Origin of the sequence: Agreia sp. VKM Ac-1783 (assembly GCF_900177765.1) — a bacterium.
Classification (GTDB): domain Bacteria; phylum Actinomycetota; class Actinomycetes; order Actinomycetales; family Microbacteriaceae; genus Agreia.
The window spans coordinates 438444-460278 of record NZ_FXWI01000001.1 but is presented as its reverse complement, the minus strand read 5'-3'; the positions used below and the strand labels follow the sequence as shown (position 1 = coordinate 460278).

The 21835-nt window shown below is 65.8% G+C and carries 20 protein-coding genes and 1 riboswitch; of the genes, 10 read left to right on the top strand and 10 right to left on the bottom strand.

What is annotated here, in order from left to right; genetic code table 11:
* Nucleotides 1-75: 75 nt before the first annotated feature.
* From CCK87_RS02170 to CCK87_RS02135, 8 genes are all read right to left on the bottom strand, one after another.
* Nucleotides 76-1365 carry a thymidine phosphorylase gene (locus tag CCK87_RS02170; RefSeq protein ID WP_086459858.1) on the bottom strand — a complete coding sequence of 430 codons (1290 nt, stop codon included), beginning with the start codon at nt 1363-1365 and terminating at the stop codon, nt 76-78.
* A 55-nt stretch (nt 1366-1420) separates the two neighbouring features.
* Entirely contained in the window at nt 1421-1846 is a 426-nt protein-coding gene (locus CCK87_RS02165; protein WP_086459857.1) for a cytidine deaminase, read from the bottom strand.
* 10 nt (nt 1847-1856) lie between these two features.
* On the bottom strand, nt 1857-3140 hold the full coding sequence (locus tag CCK87_RS02160; RefSeq protein WP_086460333.1) for an ABC transporter permease: 1284 nt from the start codon (nt 3138-3140) through the stop codon (nt 1857-1859).
* A 17-nt stretch (nt 3141-3157) separates the two neighbouring features.
* Complete coding sequence (locus CCK87_RS02155; protein ID WP_249273665.1) at nt 3158-4444, bottom strand: ABC transporter permease; 1287 nt, start codon at nt 4442-4444, stop codon at nt 3158-3160.
* Nucleotides 4441-5976 carry an ABC transporter ATP-binding protein gene (locus CCK87_RS02150; protein WP_086459856.1) on the bottom strand — a complete coding sequence of 512 codons (1536 nt, stop codon included), beginning with the start codon at nt 5974-5976 and terminating at the stop codon, nt 4441-4443. The genes CCK87_RS02155 and CCK87_RS02150 overlap by 4 nt, the downstream gene beginning before the upstream one ends.
* A gap of 108 nt (nt 5977-6084) precedes the next feature.
* Entirely contained in the window at nt 6085-7164 is a 1080-nt protein-coding gene (locus CCK87_RS02145) for a BMP family ABC transporter substrate-binding protein (protein WP_086460331.1), read from the bottom strand.
* Between the two features lie 217 nt (nt 7165-7381).
* Nucleotides 7382-8437 carry a BMP family ABC transporter substrate-binding protein gene (locus CCK87_RS02140; RefSeq protein WP_086459855.1) on the bottom strand — a complete coding sequence of 352 codons (1056 nt, stop codon included), beginning with the start codon at nt 8435-8437 and terminating at the stop codon, nt 7382-7384.
* 38 nt (nt 8438-8475) lie between these two features.
* Nucleotides 8476-9594 (bottom strand): sugar phosphate nucleotidyltransferase, encoded by a 1119-nt coding sequence (locus CCK87_RS02135; RefSeq protein ID WP_086459854.1) that lies wholly within the window; start codon nt 9592-9594, stop codon nt 8476-8478.
* Between the two features lie 141 nt (nt 9595-9735).
* Here CCK87_RS02135 and CCK87_RS02130 point away from each other — a divergent pair, with 141 nt between their 5' ends.
* The 8 genes from CCK87_RS02130 to trpS all read left to right on the top strand — a co-directional run bounded on the left by CCK87_RS02130 (nt 9736) and on the right by trpS (nt 17708).
* The gene (locus CCK87_RS02130; protein WP_086459853.1) at nt 9736-10887 is read left to right on the top strand and encodes a glycosyltransferase family 1 protein; all 1152 of its coding nucleotides are present in this window, start codon (nt 9736-9738) and stop codon (nt 10885-10887) included.
* 258 nt (nt 10888-11145) lie between these two features.
* Complete coding sequence (sdhC, locus tag CCK87_RS02125; protein WP_283160425.1) at nt 11146-11505, top strand: succinate dehydrogenase, cytochrome b556 subunit; 360 nt, start codon at nt 11146-11148, stop codon at nt 11503-11505.
* A gap of 2 nt (nt 11506-11507) precedes the next feature.
* A complete protein-coding gene (locus tag CCK87_RS02120; protein WP_055775601.1) occupies nt 11508-11960 on the top strand; it encodes a succinate dehydrogenase hydrophobic membrane anchor subunit in 453 nt (150 codons plus the stop codon).
* 11 nt (nt 11961-11971) lie between these two features.
* A complete protein-coding gene (gene sdhA, locus CCK87_RS02115; protein WP_086459851.1) occupies nt 11972-13774 on the top strand; it encodes a succinate dehydrogenase flavoprotein subunit in 1803 nt (600 codons plus the stop codon).
* Entirely contained in the window at nt 13774-14532 is a 759-nt protein-coding gene (locus CCK87_RS02110; RefSeq protein ID WP_086459850.1) for a succinate dehydrogenase iron-sulfur subunit, read from the top strand. Before sdhA ends, CCK87_RS02110 begins: the two co-directional genes overlap by 1 nt.
* A gap of 140 nt (nt 14533-14672) precedes the next feature.
* Nucleotides 14673-15782 (top strand): YihY/virulence factor BrkB family protein, encoded by a 1110-nt coding sequence (locus CCK87_RS02105; RefSeq protein WP_086459849.1) that lies wholly within the window; start codon nt 14673-14675, stop codon nt 15780-15782.
* A 9-nt stretch (nt 15783-15791) separates the two neighbouring features.
* Entirely contained in the window at nt 15792-16640 is an 849-nt protein-coding gene (locus CCK87_RS02100) for an exodeoxyribonuclease III (RefSeq protein WP_086459848.1), read from the top strand.
* Nucleotides 16641-16697: 57 nt separating this feature from the next.
* Entirely contained in the window at nt 16698-17708 is a 1011-nt protein-coding gene (gene trpS / locus CCK87_RS02095; RefSeq protein WP_086459847.1) for a tryptophan--tRNA ligase, read from the top strand.
* 19 nt (nt 17709-17727) lie between these two features.
* Here the strand turns inward: trpS and CCK87_RS02090 are convergent, their stop codons facing one another.
* Nucleotides 17728-18861 (bottom strand): aromatic acid exporter family protein, encoded by a 1134-nt coding sequence (locus CCK87_RS02090; RefSeq protein ID WP_249273664.1) that lies wholly within the window; start codon nt 18859-18861, stop codon nt 17728-17730.
* Nucleotides 18862-18906: 45 nt separating this feature from the next.
* Entirely contained in the window at nt 18907-19437 is a 531-nt protein-coding gene (locus CCK87_RS02085) for a GtrA family protein (protein WP_086459845.1), read from the bottom strand.
* Nucleotides 19438-19715: 278 nt separating this feature from the next.
* On the opposite strand from CCK87_RS02085, the gene CCK87_RS02080 reads away from it, so the two are divergent.
* Nucleotides 19716-20489 carry a polyprenol monophosphomannose synthase gene (locus CCK87_RS02080; protein WP_086459844.1) on the top strand — a complete coding sequence of 258 codons (774 nt, stop codon included), beginning with the start codon at nt 19716-19718 and terminating at the stop codon, nt 20487-20489.
* Between the two features lie 32 nt (nt 20490-20521).
* Nucleotides 20522-20693: riboswitch (FMN riboswitch) on the top strand.
* Nucleotides 20694-20781: 88 nt separating this feature from the next.
* Nucleotides 20782-21834: a bifunctional diaminohydroxyphosphoribosylaminopyrimidine deaminase/5-amino-6-(5-phosphoribosylamino)uracil reductase RibD gene (gene ribD / locus CCK87_RS02075; RefSeq protein WP_086459843.1), complete on the top strand. Its 1053-nt coding sequence runs from the start codon at nt 20782-20784 to the stop codon at nt 21832-21834.
* Nucleotide 21835: the final 1 nt, after the last annotated feature.

The window sequence follows — 21835 nt, the reverse complement described above, 5'->3', positions numbered from 1 at the left end:
CGCGTAGCCGCGCGAGGGACGAGCCGGCGTATCGAGACCACCCTGAGGTGGTCTCGATAGTCGGTTCGTTCCTGGCTACTCGATGCGCTCCGCGACCAGCGGGCCGCGCGGCGTCCACTCGGCGGCGTCGCCAATGCTCCACGCGCCCTCGACGGCCTCGAGCGCGCGCTCGAAGCGCTCCGGCTCGTCGGCCGAGAGAGTGAACAGCGGCTGGCCGGCCTTGACCGTGTCGCCGGGCTTGGCGTGCAGATCGATGCCGGCGGCGTGCTGCACCGGGTCCTGAGCTCGGGCCCGTCCGGCCCCGAGTCGCCACGCGGCGATGCCGAAAGGCAGGGCCTCCTGCGTGAGCAGAACACCGTCACGCTCGGCCTTCACGACGTGAGTCTCACGCGCGACCGGCAGCGCGGCATCCGGGTCGCCGCCCTGAGCCTCGATGACGCGGCGCCATGTGTCCATGGCGCGACCGTCGGCCAGAGCCTTCTCGACGTCGGCGTCGGGCTGCCCGGCGAGGCGCAGCATCTCCTTCGCCAGCGCGATCGTGAGCTCGACCACGTCGGCAGGGCCTCCGCCCGCGAGAACCTCGACCGACTCGCGCACCTCGTTGGCGTTGCCGATGGCAAGCCCGAGCGGCACATTCATATCGGTCAGGAGGGCCGTCGTCGAGACACCGGCGTCGTTGCCGAGGTCGACCATCGTGCGGGCGAGCTCGCGCGATTTCTCGATGTCGACCATGAACGCGCCAGAGCCGAACTTGACGTCGAGAACGAGCGAATCGGTTCCTTCGGCGATCTTCTTCGACATGATGCTGGACGCGATCAGCGGGATGGCCTCGACCGTTCCGGTGATGTCGCGCAGCGCGTAGAGCTTCTTGTCGGCCGGCGCGAGTCCGGAGCCCGCGGCGCAGATCACGCCCCCGACGTCGCGCAGTTGGGCGAACATCTCGTCGTTCGTGAGGTCTGCGCGCCATCCCGGGATGCTCTCGAGCTTGTCGAGGGTTCCACCGGTGTGGCCGAGTCCCCGACCCGACAGTTGAGGAACCGCGACGCCGAACGACGCGACGAGCGGCATGAGCGGCAGCGTGATCTTGTCGCCGACGCCGCCCGTGGAGTGTTTGTCGACGGTCACCTTGCCGAGCCCGTCGAAGCTCATGCGTTCGCCCGACGCGATCATGGCGAGCGTCAGATCGCGGATCTCCTGCCGCTCCATACCGTTCAGCAGGATGGCCATCGCCATCGCCGCCATCTGCTCGTTGCCCACATAGCCGCGCGTGTAGGCATCGACCAGCCAGTCGATCTCGGCGGTGCTGAGGTTTCCGTGATCACGCTTGGTACGGATGAGGTCGACGACGTCGAAGGATTCTGACACGGGTGGAGCCTTTCTGGGGTGTTCCCCTCGACAAGCTCAGGGAACGAGGGGGGGGTTAGTGCGTCTCGACGTAGGCCTGCAGGGTGCGCGGGCCGAAGGCATCCGGCAACACCTCGTCGATGGTTCGGATGCCGGAGACGGTCTGCAGCAGCATGCCGGGCGCGGAGTGCTCGTAGAGCAGTTGACGGCATCGACCGCAGGGCATCAGTGCGTTGCCGTCGCCATCGACGCAGACGAAGCCGACCAGATGCCCGCCACCCGTCATATGCAGCGACGAGACGAGGGCGCACTCGGCGCACAGGGTTAGGCCGTAGCTCGCGTTCTCGACGTTGCAGCCGGAGATCACGCGTCCGTCGTCGACGAGCGCGGCCACCCCGACCGGGAACCTCGAGTACGGCACATAGGCCTTCGTCATGGCCACGAGAGCCTCAGCACGAAGCGCGTCCCAGTCGATGCCGGATGCCTGGTCGATCTCGGTCATATCGGCTCTCCTAGGACTTTATGTACGGTTTACCGGCTGCGGCAGGCCCTCGGACACGGCCGACCACCCCCGCGACCGCGAAGATCGTGACGAGGTAGGGCAGCATCAGCATGAACTCGCTGGGCACGGGCGAACCGATGATGCTCAGCACGCTCTGCAGGTTCGATGCGAAGCCGAACAGAAGCGCGGCGAGCGTTGCCCTGATCGGGTCCCACCGACCGAAGATGACGGCGGCCAGGGCGATGAATCCGGCACCCGCTGTCATCTCCTTGTTGAACGAACCGACCGAGCCCATGGTGAAGTACGCACCACCGAGACCGGCGATCGCTCCCGCGAGAGAGACGTTCCAGAACCGCGTGCGGGCCACGTTGATGCCCACGGTGTCGGCGGCCTGCGGGTGCTCGCCCACGGCGCGCAGGCGCAGACCCCACCGCGTCTTGAAGAGCGCGAAGAAGACCACCGCGACGGCGATGTAGAGGATGTAGACGATGATCGTCTGCCTGAACAGCACCGGGCCGAGAATCGGGATCTCGCTGAGCCCGGGAATGGGGAGCCGGGGCAGGCGGATGGTGGCGCTGTTGTTGAGCAGATCGGTGTTCTTCGTCAGAACCTGCGAATAGAGGAAGCTCGTGAGCCCGGTGACGAGCACGTTGAGAACGACACCCACGATGACCTGGTCGACGAAGTACTTGATCGAGAACGCTGCGAGCACGAACGACACGAGCACACCGGCGGCCATGGCCGAGATGAGCCCGAGCACGGCCTGCCCGGTGACCGAGGCGACGACGGCCGACACGAATGCGCCGGCGAGCAGCTGCCCCTCGATGGCCACGTTCACCACGCCGACGCGCTCCGAGATCACGCCACCGAGGGCACCGAACACGAGCGGAACGCTCAGCCCGACGGCCCCGACCAGCAGTCCGGGAACGGGAATCGTGGCTCCGGCCGCGGCCCAGGTGAGGAACGCGACGAGGAACAGGATCGCGAAGACGACGGTGATCCAGAGCCGCACGGGACGATTGCGGGACACGAGGAACGCGCTGTAGGCGGCCAGGGCCAGCAGAAGAACGGTGAGCACGATGCCCGTAGCTCTCGTCGGCGCCTCGATCGTGGGGATCTGCACGAAGTCGGAATCGGTCGACAGACGGAATCCGCTGACCCCCTCGCGACCGAAGGCCACGAAGAGCAGGATGGCGATGATCGAGAAGATGCCGTAGGCGATCGGCGCCTTCCAGCTCTTGACGATGGTCTTCTCGAGTGCGGGAGGCAGCGAATCCGGGTGGTTGTGCTGCAGAGGCGCGTCTTGAATGCTCACTTGGTCACCGCCGCAGTCTGGGTGCGCGGCCGTCTGAGACGGACGCCGCTGGGCTTCGGCAGGTGGAACACCGCGCGCACAAGCGGCGGCGCGGCGATGAAGAGCACGATCAGCGACTGGATCACGACCACGATGTCGATGGGGATTCCCTCCGATGCCTGCATGGCGAATCCGCCGGCCTTGAACGCGCCGAACAGGATGCCGGCGAAGAAGATGCCCCAGGGCTTGGAGCGGCCGAGCAGTGCGACCGTGATGGCGTCGAAGCCGATGCCCGCGTCGATGCCCGAGCTGAAGCCCGTGGTCACCGTGCCCAGCACCTGTGCGACGCCGGCGAGACCGACGAGGCCGCCCGAGAGGAGCATCGCGTAGATGTACATCTTGTTGACGCTGATGCCGGCCACGCGTGCTGCGTTGGGGTTCTCGCCCACGGCGCGGAACTGGAAGCCGAGGTTCGACCGATTCAGCAGGTACCAGACATACACGGTGGCCGCGATCACGAAGATGAATCCCCAGTGCAGATTGAACTGCGGGCCGAGGAGATCGGGGAAGACCGCCGTCGGGAGGGCTGCGGGCGTCTTGGGGTTGTTCGAGCCGGGAGCCTGGAGCAGGCCCGGGGTCTTCAGCATGAACGAGATCAGGTAGAGCGCCACGAAGTTGAGCATGATCGTGACGATCACCTCGTGGGCTCCGGTTCTCGCCTTGAGCAATCCGACGATTCCGCCCCAGACGGCACCGCCGATGATGCCCGCTGCGACGGCGAGGATCAGGTGGAGTCCGTAGGGCAGCTCGAACGACCAGCTGACCCAGCCGGCGCACGCGGCGGCGATGAGCATCTGGCCGCGTCCACCGATGTTGAAGAGGCCGACGCGGAAGGCGAGGCCCACGCCGAGGCCGGCAGCGATCAGCGGCGTGGCGAAGGTGAGTGTCTCGGTGAGCGGCTTGATGCCGGCGATGAAGCCGGGACGACGGAAGTTGTACACCGCACCCTGGAACAGCGAGGTGTAGGCGCCCGAGACGGAGTCCCACACCGCCTTGATCAGGTCGCCGGGGCGGGCGAAGAAGTATCCCGCCGCCGCCGTGACCTTGTCGTCGGTGAGGGCGATCAGGATGCCTCCGGCGAGCATCGCCAAGACGACAGCGAGGACCGAGATCATCGCGCTGCCGCCGACGATCTCTCGCATGACGCCGTGCCAGCGCGGCTCGGCGACGGATGCGTCGTTGGACCCGGGCGTGGACGCGGCGGGTGGGCCGGATTCGACGGGTGGGACTGTGGGCTGGCTCACGCGGCCGCTCCTTCGGGTGGGGAGGTGACGGAATCAGGTACTTCGCCGGCCATCATGAGGCCGAGCACATCGCGGGGCGTGTCGCCCGGCACGATACCGACGATCGTTCCGCGGTACATCACGGCGATACGGTCGGCGAGCGCGACGACCTCGTCGAGCTCGGTCGAGACGACGATCACCGGAATGCCGGAGTCGCGCGTCGCGACGATGCGCTTGTGCACGAACTCGATCGACCCCACGTCGATGCCGCGGGTGGGCTGGGCCGCCATGAAGAGGCGCAGCTCGCGACTGAGCTCACGGGCGAGCACGACCTTCTGCTGGTTTCCGCCGGAGAGCCGGCCGACCGGCGTGGTGATGCCCTGGCTGCGAACGTCGAACTCCTTCGACTTCTGCTCGGCGAATTCCTTGAGGTAGTTCAGCTGAAGGGTTCCCGCCTTGACGAACGGCGGCCCGTCGCTGCGGTCGAGCATCAGGTTCTCGGCGATGGTGAACTCGCCGACGAGACCGTCTTCTTTTCGGTCTTCCGGCACGAAGCCGATTCCGGCCGCGAGCACCTGCTTCACGGACAGCCCTCTGATCGACTTGCCATCGAGGGTGATCTCACCCCGCACGCGCTGCTGCAGACCCATGATGGCCTCGGTGAGCTCGGTCTGACCGTTGCCCTGAACGCCCGCGATCGCGAGGATCTCGCCCGCACGCACATCGAAGCTCACGTCGTTGACGACCAGCTGCCCGTGGGGGTCGACGACAGAGAGGTTCGAGACGACGAACGCGTCTGCCCCGGGGGTGGCCGGGTCTTTGTGCACGGTCAACTCGACGGCACGACCGACCATGAGCGAGGCTAGTTCTGCGTTGGTCGCCGTGGGCGAGGCCTCGCCGACGACCTTGCCGAGGCGGATGACCGTGATGCGGTCGGCCACCTCGCGCACCTCGCGGAGCTTGTGGGTGATGAAGACGATGGATGTGCCGGCGGCCTTCAGCTGTCTCATGATGACCATGAGTTCGTCGGTCTCCTGCGGCGTGAGCACAGCGGTGGGCTCATCGAACACGAGCACCTTCGCGTCGCGAGACAGCGCCTTGATGATCTCGACCCGCTGCTGCACGCCGACGGGCAGGTCGTCGACCAGCGCATCCGGATCGACGTGGAAGCCGAACCGCTCGCTGATCTCACGCACCTTCTCGCGCGCCGCGCCGAGGTCGAGCACACCGGCCGCATTCGTCTGCTCGTGGCCGAGCATCACGTTCTCGGCGACGGTGAACACGGGGATGAGCATGAAGTGCTGGTGCACCATGCCGATTCCCGCTGCCATGGCGTCGCCCGGGCCAGCGAAGTGCTGCACCACGTCGTCGAGAAGGATGTCTCCCTCTTCGGCCTTGTAGAGGCCGTAGAGCACATTCATCAATGTCGACTTGCCTGCGCCGTTCTCGCCGAGGAGACAGTGGATCTCTCCCGGCTCGATCGTGAGGTCGATGTGATCGTTGGCCGTGAGAGCGCCGAAACGCTTCGTAATGCCACGGAGTTCGAGCTTCATAGAGACAATCTACCCATCAGTTCGATGCGTGAAGAGCGCGCTTAACGCGATCGGGGGACCAGCCGTGGCTGGTCCCCCGATTTCACGCGGGTGGAACGGTGTGTGCGACTACTTGTTCAGGTACGAAGAGACCTTGACGTCGCCCGAGACGATCTTCGCCTTGAGGTCGTCGATCTCGCCCTGCAGCGAGGAGTTCACCTTCGACTCGAAGTCGTGGAACGGCGCCATGCCGACTCCATCGTTCTCGAGAGTTCCGACGTAGGGCTCGCTCGAGAAGTCGCCGGCAGCGGCGTCGGTGACGACCGTGTCGGTGGCCGTCTTGATGCCCTTGAGGATGGACGTCAGGTAGAGGTCCTTGTAGGTGGGGTCGCTCTCATAGAGGTCGGAGTCGACACCGACCATGGCGATGTCCTTGCCGGACTCCTGGATTGCAACGCCCGCGCTCTGGTAAATCGGTCCGCCGACGGGGAGCAGAACGTCTGCGCCCTGGTCGATGAAGTTCTGAGCGGTGGTCTTGGCGACGTCGTTGGCCTCGAAGCCACCGGTGAAGGTAGCGGAGTCGGGGTTGTCGAGGTCGTAACCCAGAACCTTGACGTCTTTCGACTTCTGCTCGTTGTAGTACTTGACGCCCTGCGCGAAGCCGTCCATGAAGATGGTGACGGTGGGGAAGTTCATGCCGCCCCAGGTGGCGACGATGCCCGACTTCGAGTAGTCGGCAGCCGCGTAGCCCGCGAGGAATGCGGCACCGGCGGTGTCGAACGTGATCGGCTTGACGTTGTCGGCCGTGATGGACGCGTCGTCGATGATCGCGAACTCGATGTCTGAGTTCGCCTCGGCGGCTGCCTTGGTGGCGTCGGCGAGCGCGAAGCCCACGGTGACGATCAGCGTGCAGTTCTGGTCGACGAGGCTCGAGATGTTCGGAGCGAACGCGGTCTCGGAATCGGACTGAACGGTGACGGGCTCGACGCCCAGCTTCTTGGCGGCGTCGTTGAGCCCCTCGAAGCCGGCCTGGTTGAAGGACTTGTCGTCGAATCCACCGGCGTCGGAAACCATGCAGGGAAGCGCGTTCGAGGCGGCGGCGTCGGACGAACCGGTTTCGGCCGGCGCGGACGCGCAACCGGCGAGGAGTGCGGCGAAGCCGAGGGTGGCGATGCCGCCCATGGCAGCACGGCGAATGGTCTTGCTCAAGATGTCCTCCAAGGATTGCCCCGCGATGAAAGCGGAGCGCAGGGCTGTGTGGTCTCTCACGTTACCTAATGTGACGCGGATCGAGCGGCCACCAGACGGCATCGCCGCCCAGTCGTTACAAAGACGCGTTCGCGCCGAAACAACCCCGAAATGTTCAGTGTCGAAAAGCCTGAAAAGACACCGGATGCGTCGCGCCGTTCGGCGCCGATCCGAACGATTATGGCGTGCTCGGACTCGAGACCGTGAGTGCACCCGACACGATGTCGGCCTTCAGCCCGTCGAGTTCGGCCTGCAGCGCGGGCGTGACCGCGGCAGCCTTGTCGTGGTAGGGAGCCAGAGCCACTCCCCCGTTCTCGAGAGTGCCGACGAAGGGCGTGTTGTCGAACGAGCCGTCGACGTCGTCGCCGACGATCTGCACCACGGCATCGCCGGTGTTCTTCAGCACACTCGTGAGGACGATGGGCTTGTAGGTGGCCGGCAGCGTGTCGTATCCGTCGTTGTCGACCCAGATGATCGACACGTTCGCATTCTCGAGGGCCGCCGCGGCCGCGCCCTCTCCGACCTGACCCGCGACGGGAAGGATGACGTCGGCACCCTGGTCGATGAACGCCTGGGTCGTGACCTTGCCCTTGTTGATGTCTTCGAAGTCGCCCGTGAAGACGCCGTCCTGGGCGTCTTTGTTCCAGCCGAGGGCCTGCACCGCGGTTCCGTGCACCTCGTTGTACTTGGCGACGCCGTCGACGAACCCGTCCATGAACAAGGTCACGGGAGGCTGATTTCCGCCGCCGAACGTCGCGACCTTGCCGGTCGCGCTCGTTCCCGCGGCGAGGTAGCCGGCCAGGTATGCGGCCTGAGCGGTGTCGAAGACGATCGGCTTGATGTTCTCTCCGTCGACCTGCTCGTCGACGATCGCGAAGTGCACGTCGGGGTTCGCCTTCGCCGCCGCCGTGGTCGCGTCGGCCAGCTCGTATCCGACCGTCAGCACGAACTGGCATCCGCTGTCGACAGCCTGCGTGACGTTGGGCGCCAGGTCGGTCTCGTTGGTCGACACGATCACCTCGGCATCGATCGACAGATCGGACTTGGCCTTCTCGAGGCCCTCCCAGCTCGACTGGTTGAACGAACGGTCCTCGAGGCCGCCCGAATTGGTGACCATTCGCGCGCAGTAGTCGCTGGCCTTCTCGGTGGTCTCGGGCGCCGGCGCGCATCCGGCCAGCACGAGCGCCGAAGCGGCTACAACGACAACGGAGCGCAGGAGGGAAGATGTCGACATGGCGAAAAGACTAGCGGCTCGGTCGCGCGGCCGAGAGGTCAGAGAACGTCGCCCGAACCGCCGAGGCGCAGGGCGTCGACGACCGACTTGACTCGCTGGGCATGCTCGCTCGTGGTGACGAGCAGCGCATCCGGAGTATCGACGACCACGATGTCTTTGACGCCGATGAGGCTGATCACGCGGCCGCTCTGCGACACCACGACCCCGCTCGACGAGTCGGAGAGCACGCGGGCGTTCTTGCCCAGGATGGCGAGCTCGGAGCCTCGACCCGTGGAGTGCAGCTTCGCGATCGAGGCGAAGTCGCCGACGTCGTCCCAGCTGAAGTCACCGGGGACGACCGCGAGCGTGCCGTCGAGGGCGGCGGGCTCGGCCACCGTGTAGTCGATGGCGATCTTCTTGAGCTTGGGCCAGACCTGATCGACGACAGCGCCGCGTCGCGGGGTGTCCCACGCTTCTGCCAGTTCGAGCAGACCGGCGAGCAGTTCGGGTTCGGCCTTGCCGAGCTGCTCGAGCAGCTTGTCGGCACGCGCGATGAACATGCCGCCGTTCCACAGGTACTTCTTGCTCTTGAGGTACTTCTTGGCGGTCTCGAGGTCTGGCTTCTCGACGAAACGCTTGGCGACCATCGCGGTCGATGCGCCGGGAATGCCGAGAGCGTCGCCGGTCAGGATGTAGCCGAAGCCCACCGATGGTTCCGTCGGCGTGATGCCGATGGTCACGATGTAGCCGGCGTCGGCAGCGTTCACGGCCTGCACCACCGTGTCGCGGAACGCCTCGGTCTGCGTGATGACGTGGTCGGCGGCGAACGAGCCGATGATGACACCGGGCTCGCGGTGCTGCAGGATGGCGGCGGCCAGTCCGATGGCGGCCGACGATTCGCGCGGCTCGCTCTCGAGCACCACGTTCATGTCGGCCAGTTCGGGGATCTGCTGCTCGACGGCGGCGCGGTGAGCGCGCCCGGTGACGACCATCACGCGCTGCTCCCCGGAGATGGGAGCGAGACGCTCCCACGTGTCGCGAAGCAGACTGCGGCCCGAGCCGCTCAGGTCGTGCAGGAACTTGGGCGCGTCTGCGCGGGAGAGGGGCCAGAGTCTCGAGCCGATCCCTCCGGCGGGAATGACGCTGTAGAAACGGTCCATCGCAGAGTTCTCAGCCATGGCCCCACCATACCCACCCCAGCGTTGTGTCGATTGAACCAATGCTCACCTCACCGCCACCGTCTATTAACCCCTGCGCCACCCGTCGCTCGTAGCGTTCGAAACGTGCCCGGTGCATCCCCGGGCCGACGGGAGCAGCCCATGAGAGTCGCCGTCGTCACGGAGAGCTTTCTGCCCACAGTCAATGGAGTCACGAACAGCGTCTGCAAGGTGCTCGACTTTCTTGCCGACTCGGGACACGAGGCGATTCTCATCGCACCCGCTGCCCGGAACACGCCCACGAGCTACCGCGGGTTCGCCGTGCACGCGGTGCCCGCCGTCGCGTATCGACAGTTCCCCGTCGGGCTCCCCCACCCCCAGGTCCAGCGCGTACTCGCCGCCTTCGCACCCGACGTCCTGCACGCCGCGTCACCTTTTCTTCTCGGAGCGCAGGCGATCGCGGCGGCGAACCGCATCGGCGTGCCGAGCGTCGCCATCTTCCAGACGGATGTGGCGGGGTACGCCAAGCGCAATCACCTCGGCAAGGCGGCGGCCCTTGCGTGGCGCTTCGTCCGCTGGATCCACGAGGCCGCCGACCTCACCCTCGTTCCGTCGTCGAGCTCGGAGCGCGACCTCGTCGCCGCGGGCGTCACCCGCCTGGCGCGGTGGGGCCGGGGCGTCGACACCGAGCGATACCACCCGCGGTTGCGTGCGCATCCGGATGCCGTCGATCTGCGCGCACGGCTCGCACCGAACGGCGAGGTCGTGCTCGGCTACGTCGGCCGCGTCGCGCCGGAGAAGCAGCTCGAGCGCTTCGACCAGTTGCGCGGAATCGACGGTATCTCGTTGGCCCTCGTCGGCGACGGGCCGTCGACCGCCTCCGTCGGCCGACTGCTGCGCGGGATGCCCGTGACCTGGCTCGGCCGGATGGGCGGGCAGGCCCTCGCCATCGCGTACGCGAGCTTCGACGTGTTCGTCCACACCGGAACCGAGGAGACGTTCGGCCAGACCATCCAGGAGGCGCACGCTGCAGGCCTGCCAGTCGTGGCGCCCCGCGCCGGAGGCCCCGTCGACCTCGTGCACGACGGTGGCGACGGGTATCTCTTCGATCCGGATGCGTTGACCGGAGATTCCAGCATGCGCACGCTGGTCGAAGACCTTGTCGTGTCGAGAGATCTACGGCTGCGCATGGGCGAGTCCGGGCGACGCGCCGTGCGTGCAACCACGTGGAACTCCGTCTGCACCGAGCTGCTCGGCCACTACACGCATGTGATCGCCGCCCGACGGCCCGTTCCCGTCGTCGAGGCAGTCTAAGCGTCTTCCCGAATAAGGGGTACCTAACAAGCATGGGCTGCCAGAACTTATAAACTGGATACCATCTTCGCCTTCGCCCGATCCTGATGAACCTGCACGAGAAGACCGGCACGACCGCGACGAGCCATCTCCACCGATGATCTGAACTTTCGAGATCAGGGCTTTCTCAACCAAGGAGGGTTGTTCGTGTCCAGAACCGAGACAGGAACCCATGCGCCGGGTTCCCTTGCGCCCACGGGTAAGAGGCCGCAGGGCACTCTGTACCGCGGCCGCGAAGGAATGTGGTCGTGGGTACTTCACCGCATCACCGGCATCGCCATCTTCTTCTTCCTTCTCGTGCACATCCTCGACACCGCACTGGTGCGTGTCGCGCCCGAGGCGTACAACGCCGTGATGAGCACGTACAAGAACCCGATCATGGGGCTCGGCGAGACCGCTCTCGTCGGCGCCATCGCGTTCCACGCCTACAACGGCATCCGCATCATCCTCATCGACTTCTGGACCAAGGGTCCGAAGTACCAGAAGGTGATGTTCTACGTGGTCATCGGCCTCTGGGTCGTCACGATGGCCGGCTTCGTTCCCCGCCACCTCATGCACGTCTTCAGCGAGGTGGGTTGATCATGGCTACCACGATCGAAGCCCCCCGCAGCCCCTACTCCCGTGCCCCGCGGTCGCGCGGCATCAACTGGGAGAAGTGGGGCTGGATGTACATGCGCGCCTCCGGCCTCGTGCTGGTCGTGCTCATCTTCGGCCACCTCATCGTGAACCTCGTTCTCGGCGACGGCATCAAGGCCATCGACTTCGCCTTCGTCGGCGGCAAGTGGTCGAACCCGTTCTGGCAGGTGTGGGACTGCCTGATGCTGTGGCTCGCCATGATCCACGGCGCGAACGGCATGCGCACCCTCGTCAACGACTACGCATCGCACCGCACCACCCGGGGCATCCTCAAGGGCGCCCTGCTCTTCTCAGTCATCGTCCTCATAACGCTCGGAACTCTTGTGATCTTCACGTTCGACCCCTGCCCCGCCGGCGCTCCCGCCGATCTCCTCGCCTCGTTCTGCTCGGCGAGCTGACGGCGACCGATATGACCGAGTACGCAGACGGATCCGTCGTAGACGGCGTTCACTACCACCAGTTCGACATCGTCATCGTGGGCGCCGGTGGCGCCGGAATGAGGGCGGCCATCGAGGCCGGGCCGAAGGCGAAGACGGCAGTCATCTCCAAGCTCTACCCGACCCGCAGCCACACCGGTGCCGCGCAGGGCGGCATGGCCGCCGCGCTCGCGAACGTCGAGGAAGACAGCTGGGAGTGGCACACCTTCGACACCGTCAAGGGCGGCGACTACCTCGTCGACCAGGATGCCGCGGAGATCCTCGCGAAGGAGGCCATCGACGCGGTCATCGACCTCGAGAACATGGGCCTCCCGTTCAACCGCACACCCGAGGGCAAGATCGATCAGCGGCGCTTCGGCGGCCACACGCGCGATCACGGCAAGGCACCGGTTCGCCGTGCCTGCTATGCCGCCGACCGCACGGGCCACATGATCCTGCAGACGCTCTATCAGAACTGCGTCAAGTTCGGCATCAACTTCTTCAACGAGTACTACGTGCTCGACCTGGTGATGGTCAGCGACGGATTCGGCGGCCAGAAGCCCGCCGGTGTCGTGGCCTTCGAGCTCGCCACGGGTGAGATCCACGTCTTCCAGTCGAAGGCAGTGATCTTCGCGACCGGTGGATTCGGCAAGATCTACAAGACGACCTCAAACGCTCACACCCTCACGGGCGACGGCGTCGGAATCATCTGGCGCAAGGGCTTGCCGCTCGAAGACATGGAGTTCTTCCAGTTCCACCCGACCGGTCTCGCAGGCTTGGGCATCCTGCTCTCCGAGGCCGCGCGCGGCGAGGGAGCGATCCTGCGCAACAGCGAGGGTGAGCGGTTCATGGAGCGCTACGCGCCCACGATCAAAGACCTCGCGCCCCGCGACATCGTGGCCCGCTGCATGGCCCTCGAGATCCGTGAGGGTCGCGGTGCCGGACCGCACAAGGACTACGTCTACCTCGACATCACGCACCTCGACCCCGCCGTCATCGACGCCAAGTTGCCCGACATCACGGAGTTCGCGCGCACCTACCTCGGTGTCGAGCCGTACACCGAGCCGGTTCCCGTTCTTCCCACCGCGCACTACGCGATGGGCGGCATCCCGACGAACATCCAGGCCGAGGTGCTCTCCGACAACACCACCGTGGTTCCCGGCCTGTACGCGGCCGGCGAGTGCGCCTGCGTCTCTGTGCACGGCTCCAATCGTCTGGGCACGAACTCGCTGCTCGACATCAACGTCTTCGGCAAGCGCGCCGGCAACGCGGCGGCCGAGTATGTGCAGACCGCTCCGTGGGTCGAGCTGCCCGACGATCCGGCTGCAGGCGTGCGCGAACTCATCGAGAACGCCCGCAACTCCAACGGCACCGAGCGCATCGCGGTCATCCGTCGAGAGCTTCAGGAGTCGATGGACCGCAACGCCCAGGTCTTCAGAACCGAGGAGAGCCTCACCGAGGTGACCGAAGTCATCCACAACCTGCGCGAGCGCTACAAGAACATCCTCGTTCAAGACAAGGGCAAGCGATTCAACACCGACCTGCTCGAGGCCGTCGAGCTGGGCTTCCTGCTCGACCTCGCGGAGGTCGTGGTGTACTCGGCACGCAACCGCAAGGAGAGCCGCGGCGCACACATGCGCGAGGACTTCCCGACGCGCGACGACGTGAACCACATGCAGCACACGATGGCCTACCTCTCGGGCGACCCCATGTCGGCCGACGCGGGAGACCACATCAGACTCGACTGGAAGCCGGTCGTCGTGACCCGTTACCAGCCCATGGAGAGGAAGTACTAATGAGTACAGCAACCCTGGATTCTCCGCCGGCCCCCGCTGACGACGTCATCCCCACCTTCACTGTCACGCTCATCATTCGTCGGTTCAACCCCGACACCGATGAGGAGCCCACGTGGCAGGACTTCGATGTCGAGATGTATCCCACCGACCGCGTGCTCGACGCACTGCACAAGATCAAGTGGGAGCAGGACGGCTCGTTGACGTTCCGTCGCTCGTGCGCGCACGGCATCTGCGGATCCGACGCCATGCGCATCAACGGCCGCAACCGCCTGGCCTGCAAGACGCTCATCAAAGACCTCGACATCACGAAGCCCATCTACGTGGAGGCCATCAAGGGCCTGCCGCTCGAGAAGGACCTCGTCGTCGATATGGAGCCGTTCTTCGCGTCGTTCCGCGAGGTGCAGCCGTTCCTCATCTCCTCGTCGAAGCCCGAGAAGGAGCGCCTGCAGTCGGCGACGGAGCGCGCGCGCTTCGACGACACCACGAAGTGCATCCTCTGCGCAGCGTGCACGTCGAGCTGCCCGGTCTTCTGGACCGACGGCCAGTACTTCGGACCGGCCGCGATCGTCAACGCTCACCGCTTCATCTTCGACAGCCGCGACGAGGGAGCCAACGTGCGCCTCGACATCCTCAACGACAAAGAGGGCGTCTGGCGCTGCCGCACGACGTTCAACTGCTCCGAGGCGTGCCCTCGCGGAATCCAGGTGACCCAGGCCATCGCCGAGGTCAAGCAGGCCATCATGCGAGGCAAGCCCTAGCGGCTCTCCCGAGTGTGCAGAAACGGCCCGTCGCGTGAAAACGCACGGGCCGTTTCTGCACACTCGGCGCTTCGCTCGGGCGACGAAGGGCGCGCGTCAAGCGGGCGGGGAGAATCACGACTGCTGCGTAGGGTTGGGGGGTGACCAACAGCAGCGACGACTCCGACAAACCGGCCACCGGCATCCCTGCCCTCGTACAGAAGGTGATGAAGCTCAAGCCCGTCCGGGTGTTCCAGCACTACGCGGCGAACGGCGGACCGCTGATGGCGGCCGGCATGTCGTATCAGGCCCTGTTCGCGGTCTTCGCCGCCCTCTGGGCAGGGTTCTCGATAGCAGGGCTCGTACTCGCCTCGAACAGACAACTGCTCGAGGAGCTGATCACGATCATCGGCAGCGCGGTTCCAGGCCTCATCGGCGAGGGAGGCGCAGTCGACGCGGATGCGCTACTCAACACGCCGGCCCTCAGCTGGTCGGGGGCCATCGCCCTGGTCGGACTCGTCTTCACGGCGCTCGGGTGGCTCGCATCCGCCCGGGATGCCATCCGGCGCATCTTCTCGGTCGGCCCCGACACGACGTTCTTTCTGCTCCTCAAACTCAAGGATGCCGGGCTCGCCATCGGCTTCGGCATCGTGCTCGTCGTCTCGGCCGGCATCAGCATCGGCAGCACGACGCTCATCGGCCTTGCCTTCGACCTGATCGGCGTCGACAACACCTCGGTGTTCGCGCTGGTGGTGGCGCGCATCGTCGGGCTCCTGATCGCGTTCGCGCTCGACACCCTCGTGCTGTTGGTCTTCTACCGAGTACTGACCGGCATCAAGATTCCGTTCCGGCGCGTGATCAGCGGCGCTCTCATCGGTGCGGCGGCGCTGGGCATACTGAAGGCGCTCGGTGGCCTGCTGCTCGGTGGTGCCAGCAACAACCCGCTCATCGCCTCGTTCGCGGTGATCGCCGGTCTGCTGATCTTCTTCAACCTCATCTGTCAGGTCATTCTGATCGTGGCCGCGTGGATCTCCGTCGGAGTCGCCGATGTGGGGCTCGATGTGCGCGGCCTCTCGCCCGAGCAACTCGACGCAGAGGCGCAGCTGAAGCAGGCTGAGGCTCGAGTGGTCATCGCCGCGGCCGAGCGAGCGCGTCTCGAAGACGAGCTCCGCGAGGCCCGCGGCCTGCGCCGCCGGGGTCTCTCTCGCAAGCTCAGGGCGGCCGTCCGCGAGGAGTCGCGTTTGAAGGATGAGACCCCCGCGCCTCACTAAACTAGGGGGATGTCTTCGTCGAACTCTGGCACATCCCTCCGCGTCGCTTCCGTCAACGTCAACGGCGTGCGCGCCGCTTTCCGCAACGGCATGGGCGCCTGGCTCGACAAGCGCGAGGTCGACATCCTCGCTCTACAAGAGGTGCGGGCAGCCACGAGCGACCTCGAGAATCTGCTCGGAGACGAGTGGGACATTTTGCACGACGCGGCCACGGCGAAGGGCAGGGCCGGTGTGGCTCTCGCGAGCCGCAACAAAGCGTCGATCCACCGTGTCACGCTCGGCGCCGACGACTTCGACAGCGCCGGTCGATGGCTCGAAGCCGACTACGAGGTGGGTGGCAAAGTCGTGACCGTCGTCTCGACCTACGTGCACTCCGGTGAGGCCGGAACACCGAAGCAGGTCGAGAAGTACAAGTTCCTCGACGCCATGGTCGAGCGGCTCCCCCGGCTGATGGAGCACAATCCCCTCTCGGTGGTCGTCGGTGACCTCAACGTCGGGCACCGCACCCTCGACATCAAGAACTGGAAGGGCAACGTGAAGCGCGCCGGCTTCCTGCCCGAGGAGCGTGCCTACTTCGACCGTTTCCTCGGAGCCGAGGGCGACCCCGACTACAACGCGGGTGCGGGCTTCGGCTTCGTCGACATCGGGCGCCGCGCGGCAGGTGAGGTCGAGGGGCCGTACACCTGGTGGTCTGCTCGCGGACAGGCTTTCGACAACAACACCGGTTGGCGCATCGACTACCAGCTGGCCACGCCCGAACTGGCAGCGAAGGTCACCGACTACACGGTCGATCGCGCTGCAAGCTACGCCGAGCGCTGGAGCGATCATGCTCCGGTGGTCGTCGACTACTCGATCTAGATCCCGGCCTCCAGACAGGCCCGGGGAACGAACACCAAGCTCAGGAACGCATCCACCATGACCAGCAAGCCCCGTCTCCTCTCCGGCATGCAGCCCTCGGCCGCATCGCTTCATCTCGGCAACTACATCGGCGCGCTGATGAGCTGGAAGACTCTGCAGGAAACGCACGACGCGTTCTTCTTCATCGCAGACCTGCACGCCATCACCGTGCCTCAAGACCCGACGACGTTGCGCGATAACACCCGTCTCACCGCGGCGCAGTACATCGCCGCCGGCATCGATCCGTCGAAATCGACGTTGTTCGTGCAGTCGCAGGTTCCCGCCCACGCCCAACTCGCGTGGGTGCTGAACTCTCTCACCGGGTTCGGCGAGGCGAGCCGCATGACGCAGTTCAAAGACAAGGCCGCCAAGCAGGGGTCCGACGCCGCGTCGGTCGGCCTCTTCACGTACCCGATCCTGCAGGCCGGCGACATCCTGCTCTACCAGGCCGCCGAGGTACCGGTGGGCGAAGATCAGCGTCAGCACATCGAGCTCACCCGCGACCTCGCGACCCGGTTCAATTCGCGCTTCGGCGAGACCTTCCGCATCCCCGAGCCTTACATTCTCAAAGAGACGGCCAAGATCTTCGATCTGCAGAATCCGCAGTCGAAGATGTCGAAGTCGTCGGAGTCGCCGGCTGGCATCGTGTGGTTGCTCGACGACGCCAAGACCACGGCGAAGAAGATCATGCGAGCGGTGACGGATGCCGACGGCGAGATCATCTTCGACCGTGACGCGAAGCCCGGGGTCGCCAATCTGCTGACGATCTTCTCGGTGCTGGGCGATGTACCGGTCGCCGCCCTCGAGGCGGAGTTCGCCGGTCGCGGCTACGGAGATCTCAAGAAGGCACTGGTCGAGGTCGTCGAGTCGACCCTCGGGCCCGTTCGCGAGCGCACCCTCGAGCTGCTGGCCGACCCGGCTGAGCTCGATCGCATTCTCGCCGCCAATGCCGATCGCGCGAACGAGGTGGCCTCGGCCACCCTCGCCGAGGTGTACGACAAGGTCGGGTTCCTGCCGCGCTCGAGCTGACTCAGAGCACGTGGCGCGCTCAGCGCCGCACGCTCTGACCCGCCTCGACGACGACCTCGTGTACTCGTCGCAGATCCTCGATGAGCGAGCCGATGAGAATCCAGTGGGTGGGGCTCGGGGTGACGACCTGAAAGGGCGCCGTCAGTGCCGGCAGCTCAGCGGTGCGTGGTAGCGGCTCCACCGTCTGGAGATCGGACTCCTGCATCACGAGGCGCAGGTCGTGGGCCGCCTTTTTCATCTCATCGGCGAGGCCCGCGACCGTGCTCTCGGTGTGCAGGGATTCGTCGTAGTTGTCGGCAAGGCCGCGCACCATGCCGGGCACGCGACTCACGATGACGCTCAGCATGGCGAGCAGGTCGTCGTCGAGCTCCAGCGCCTCGGAATTGGCTCGCCTGCGCGGGTTGAATCGCAAGCTCTCCTCGGCCCCCGTGACGGCCGCACGCGCCTTTGTCAGCATCGGAGCCAGCAGGCGCACCTCGACGAGCGCGCGGTTGCGGTCGGCCGCGGCCGACGGCTCCGTGAGCAGCCGAGCGAGGCCGTCGAGGCACGCGGCCGTCTCCCGTCCGAGAGCCGCCACGGCGTCGTGGGCCGGCTGAAGCCTCACCGGCGGCACGATCACGAGATTGATCACGACGGCGACCACGGCCCCCAGCGCTGTCTCGACGATGCGGCCCGCCGCGTATCCCGGCGTCTGAGCGCCGATCGTGAGAACGAGCATGGCGCTGATCGGCAGTTGCACGGTCGTCGACTGGCTCAGGCGAAGCGCCCAACCAGTGAGAAGCGCGAGAATGATCGCGAGCAGAACGATCCACGTCGACGAGCCGAACACCAGCCCGACAAGATAGGCGATGATCACGCCGACAATCACGCCGACGGTTCGCTCGAGCGCTTTGGCGAACGACTGGTTCACACTCGGCTGAACCACGATGATCGCGGCGATGGCACCGAAAACGGGCACTTGCTCCGGCAGAATGGCCAGGCAGACGATCCACGCGAGGGATGCGGCGACCCCTGTCTTCACGATCTGCAGCAGGGGCGCCCTGTCATCCGACTGCAGCACCCGCGCGTAACGCGCTGGAGCGAGCCCGGCTTCGACCATCCGGCGAGCGAACGCGCCACGCTCGGAAGCCTCGGCCGAACGTGGTCTCGTCACGATCTCCAGCCTATTGCGCTGGAGCGAGACCGGTCAGGCGTGAGGTCAGTTGGAGCGACGCGCAGCCTCGGAGACGACGGCTACAGGAGACGTGACCGAGACGGCGTCGAGCGAGCGTGAGGCATTGAAGACCCAGAAGCGATACAGCACGAAGCGGAACGCAGCGCCGAGCACCAGGCCGATGACGTTGCCGGAGATGTTGTCTGCCAGCACACTGCGGTACCCGAGCACGTAGTGCGAGAACCACAGGCAGCCGAGGCCGATCATCATGCCGACGACGCTGACCGCGAAGAACTCGACGCTCTCACGCACGATCTTCGTCTGTCGTTTCGAGCGGAAGGTCCAGTAGCGGTTACCGAGCCAGTTGACGACGATGGCCAGGAGCGTCGAGATCAGCATCGCGAGAATAGGTCCGGCGTGGATGACCGTGGGCGAGAAGACCGTGGAGCGCAGAGCATTGAACACCGACACCTGAACGACGAAGCCGATGCCACCGACCATGCCGAACTGCACGAGTTCGAGCACGATTTTGCGGTAGCGCGAAGGCACGAAGCCGAGCAGGTCGATCGAAGCCATGAGTGTTCCAAACGCAAAAGGAATATGGGGTGGATCAACAGCGCTGTCGAGTCTCTTTCGAGGCTAGCAACGACGGCCCGACCAATACTGAGAACCGGCCCAGGCTTGACTCTGCGTTCACGCAGAATCCACCTCTACGACACCTCGTGGACGGTTCGCCCCAGGACACTCAACAGAACATCAGGGAACGTCCAGCGATCTCGCCGGTGCCGCCCTTTAGAGTGACCACTGCTCCGGCCGCGATCGGCTGCCGTACGGTTTTGTCAGAGAGGCACCCCATGTCATCCACCCTTGTCGTCATTCCGACGTACAACGAGCTGAACGCGCTGCCTGCCGCGATCGAGCGCACACTGCAGGCCGTGCCGACCACGCGCATCCTCGTCGTCGACGACAACAGCCCCGACGGCACAGGTCGCCTCGCCGATGAGATCGCCGCCCGCGACGACCGTGTGACCGTGATGCACCGCTCCGAGAAGAACGGTCTCGGAGCCGCCTACATCGCCGGATTCCGCTGGGCAGAAGACCACGATGTCGACTTCATCATCGAGATGGACGCTGACGGATCTCACCAGCCCGAAGAGCTGCCCCTGATGATCGCGCAGCTCGAGCAGGGCGCAGACCTGTCGATCGGAGCCCGCTGGATTCCGGGAGGCAAGACCCGAAACTGGCCCCTGTATCGACGCCTCATCTCGCAGGGCGGCACACTGTACGCGCGCATCCTCCTTCGGTCGCGGTTGCACGACATCACCTCTGGATTCCGCGGATTCCGCGTCGACACCCTGAGGAAGATCGACTTCGACAGCGTCGCCAGCCAGGGCTACTGCTTCCAGATCGAGATGGCCTGGCTCGTCGAGAAGACCGGCGGAGACGTGCGCGAGTTTCCGATCACGTTCGTCGAGCGGGTAGAGGGGGCTTCCAAGATGAGCTCCGGAATCGTCGCCGAGGCCCTCCTCAAAGTGACCTCCTGGGGCCTCGCCGACCGCTTCGGATCGTCACGCGGCGCCTTGGAATATTCGCGACGCCCCGGCGTTGGGGGTATAAGTAGTAAGTGACCTCGCCGCAAGGCGGGTCGAGATTGTTGCAGTACGTGCTCCGGGGTCGGTGGAATTCCGAACCGGCGGTTATAGTCCGCGAGCCGCAGACGACGCGTTCTCCTCGAGAACGAACACTCTTCGGTTGACCTGGTGAAACTCCAGGACCGACGGTAACGAGGCGAGATCCTTCGCTTCCAAAGTCCGGATGAGAGGATGCACGCGCACCGCAGTTCTGCGCCCTCGCGCGGCTGCGTCCTGCGAACTCGTCGAACGACGGGGCCCCGGAATGCGTCGACCAGACGGAGACCGGATGACCAGCCAGAGACACGAGACCGACGCCATGCGTCGTGCCATCGAGTTGTCCCGACGCGGTCCGGCCAACGGCGCTAATCCGCGGGTCGGCTGCGTGATTCTGGATGCCGAGGGTCGCGTCATCGCCGAAGGTTGGCACCGCGGCCGGGGCACGGCTCACGCCGAGGTCGCCGCGTTGGGCGCTCTCGCGGATCGCGCGCTCGCCCAGGGTGCCACCGCCGTCGTCACACTCGAGCCCTGCAACCACACGGGCGCCACAGGGCCGTGCAGCGAGGCACTCATCGACGCCGGCGTCGGTCGCGTCGTGTACGCCGTGGCCGATCCAGGGGCCTCGTCCTCCGGAGGCGGAGAGCGGCTTCGAATGGCCGGCGTCGACGTCGAGGAAGGAGTCCTCGGCGACGAGGCGGAGGAGAACATCCGTCCGTGGCTCACGTCGATACGACGCGGCGTTCCCTTCGTGACCGTCAAGTGGGCATCCAGCCTCGACGGGCGAGCCGCGGCGGCCGATGGCAGCAGCCGCTGGATCACCGGGCCCAGCTCTCGAGCCGACGTGCATCGCCGCCGCGCCGAGGCCGGAGCCATCGTCGCGGGCACGGGCACGGTACTCGCCGACGATCCCAGTCTCACGGCGCGCGACTCCGACGGCCGCGAGCTCTCGGAGCAGCCGATTGCCGTGATCGTGGGCCGCCGCTCCGTGCCACGCGATTCGCGCGTGTTCGCGCATCCGGCCGGGGCGATCGAGTACCCGAGCCGCGATCTATCAGGACTCCTGACGATGCTCGCCGAGCGCGACGTGCGCCACGTGTTCGTCGAGGGAGGACCTACCGTGGCGAGCGCCTTTCTCGCCGCGGGCCTGGCCGACGAGGTACTCGTCTACCTCGCCCCCACCGTGCTGGGCGGGCCGGTGACCGCGATCACCGATGTCGGCGTCCGCACCATCTCGGAGCAGGCCCGCATGCGCTTCGACCACATCGAACTCCTGGGCGACGACGTTCTGCTGGTCGCCCGACCCCTCACCACCAACGACCTGCCCACGAAAGAAGACGACTGAC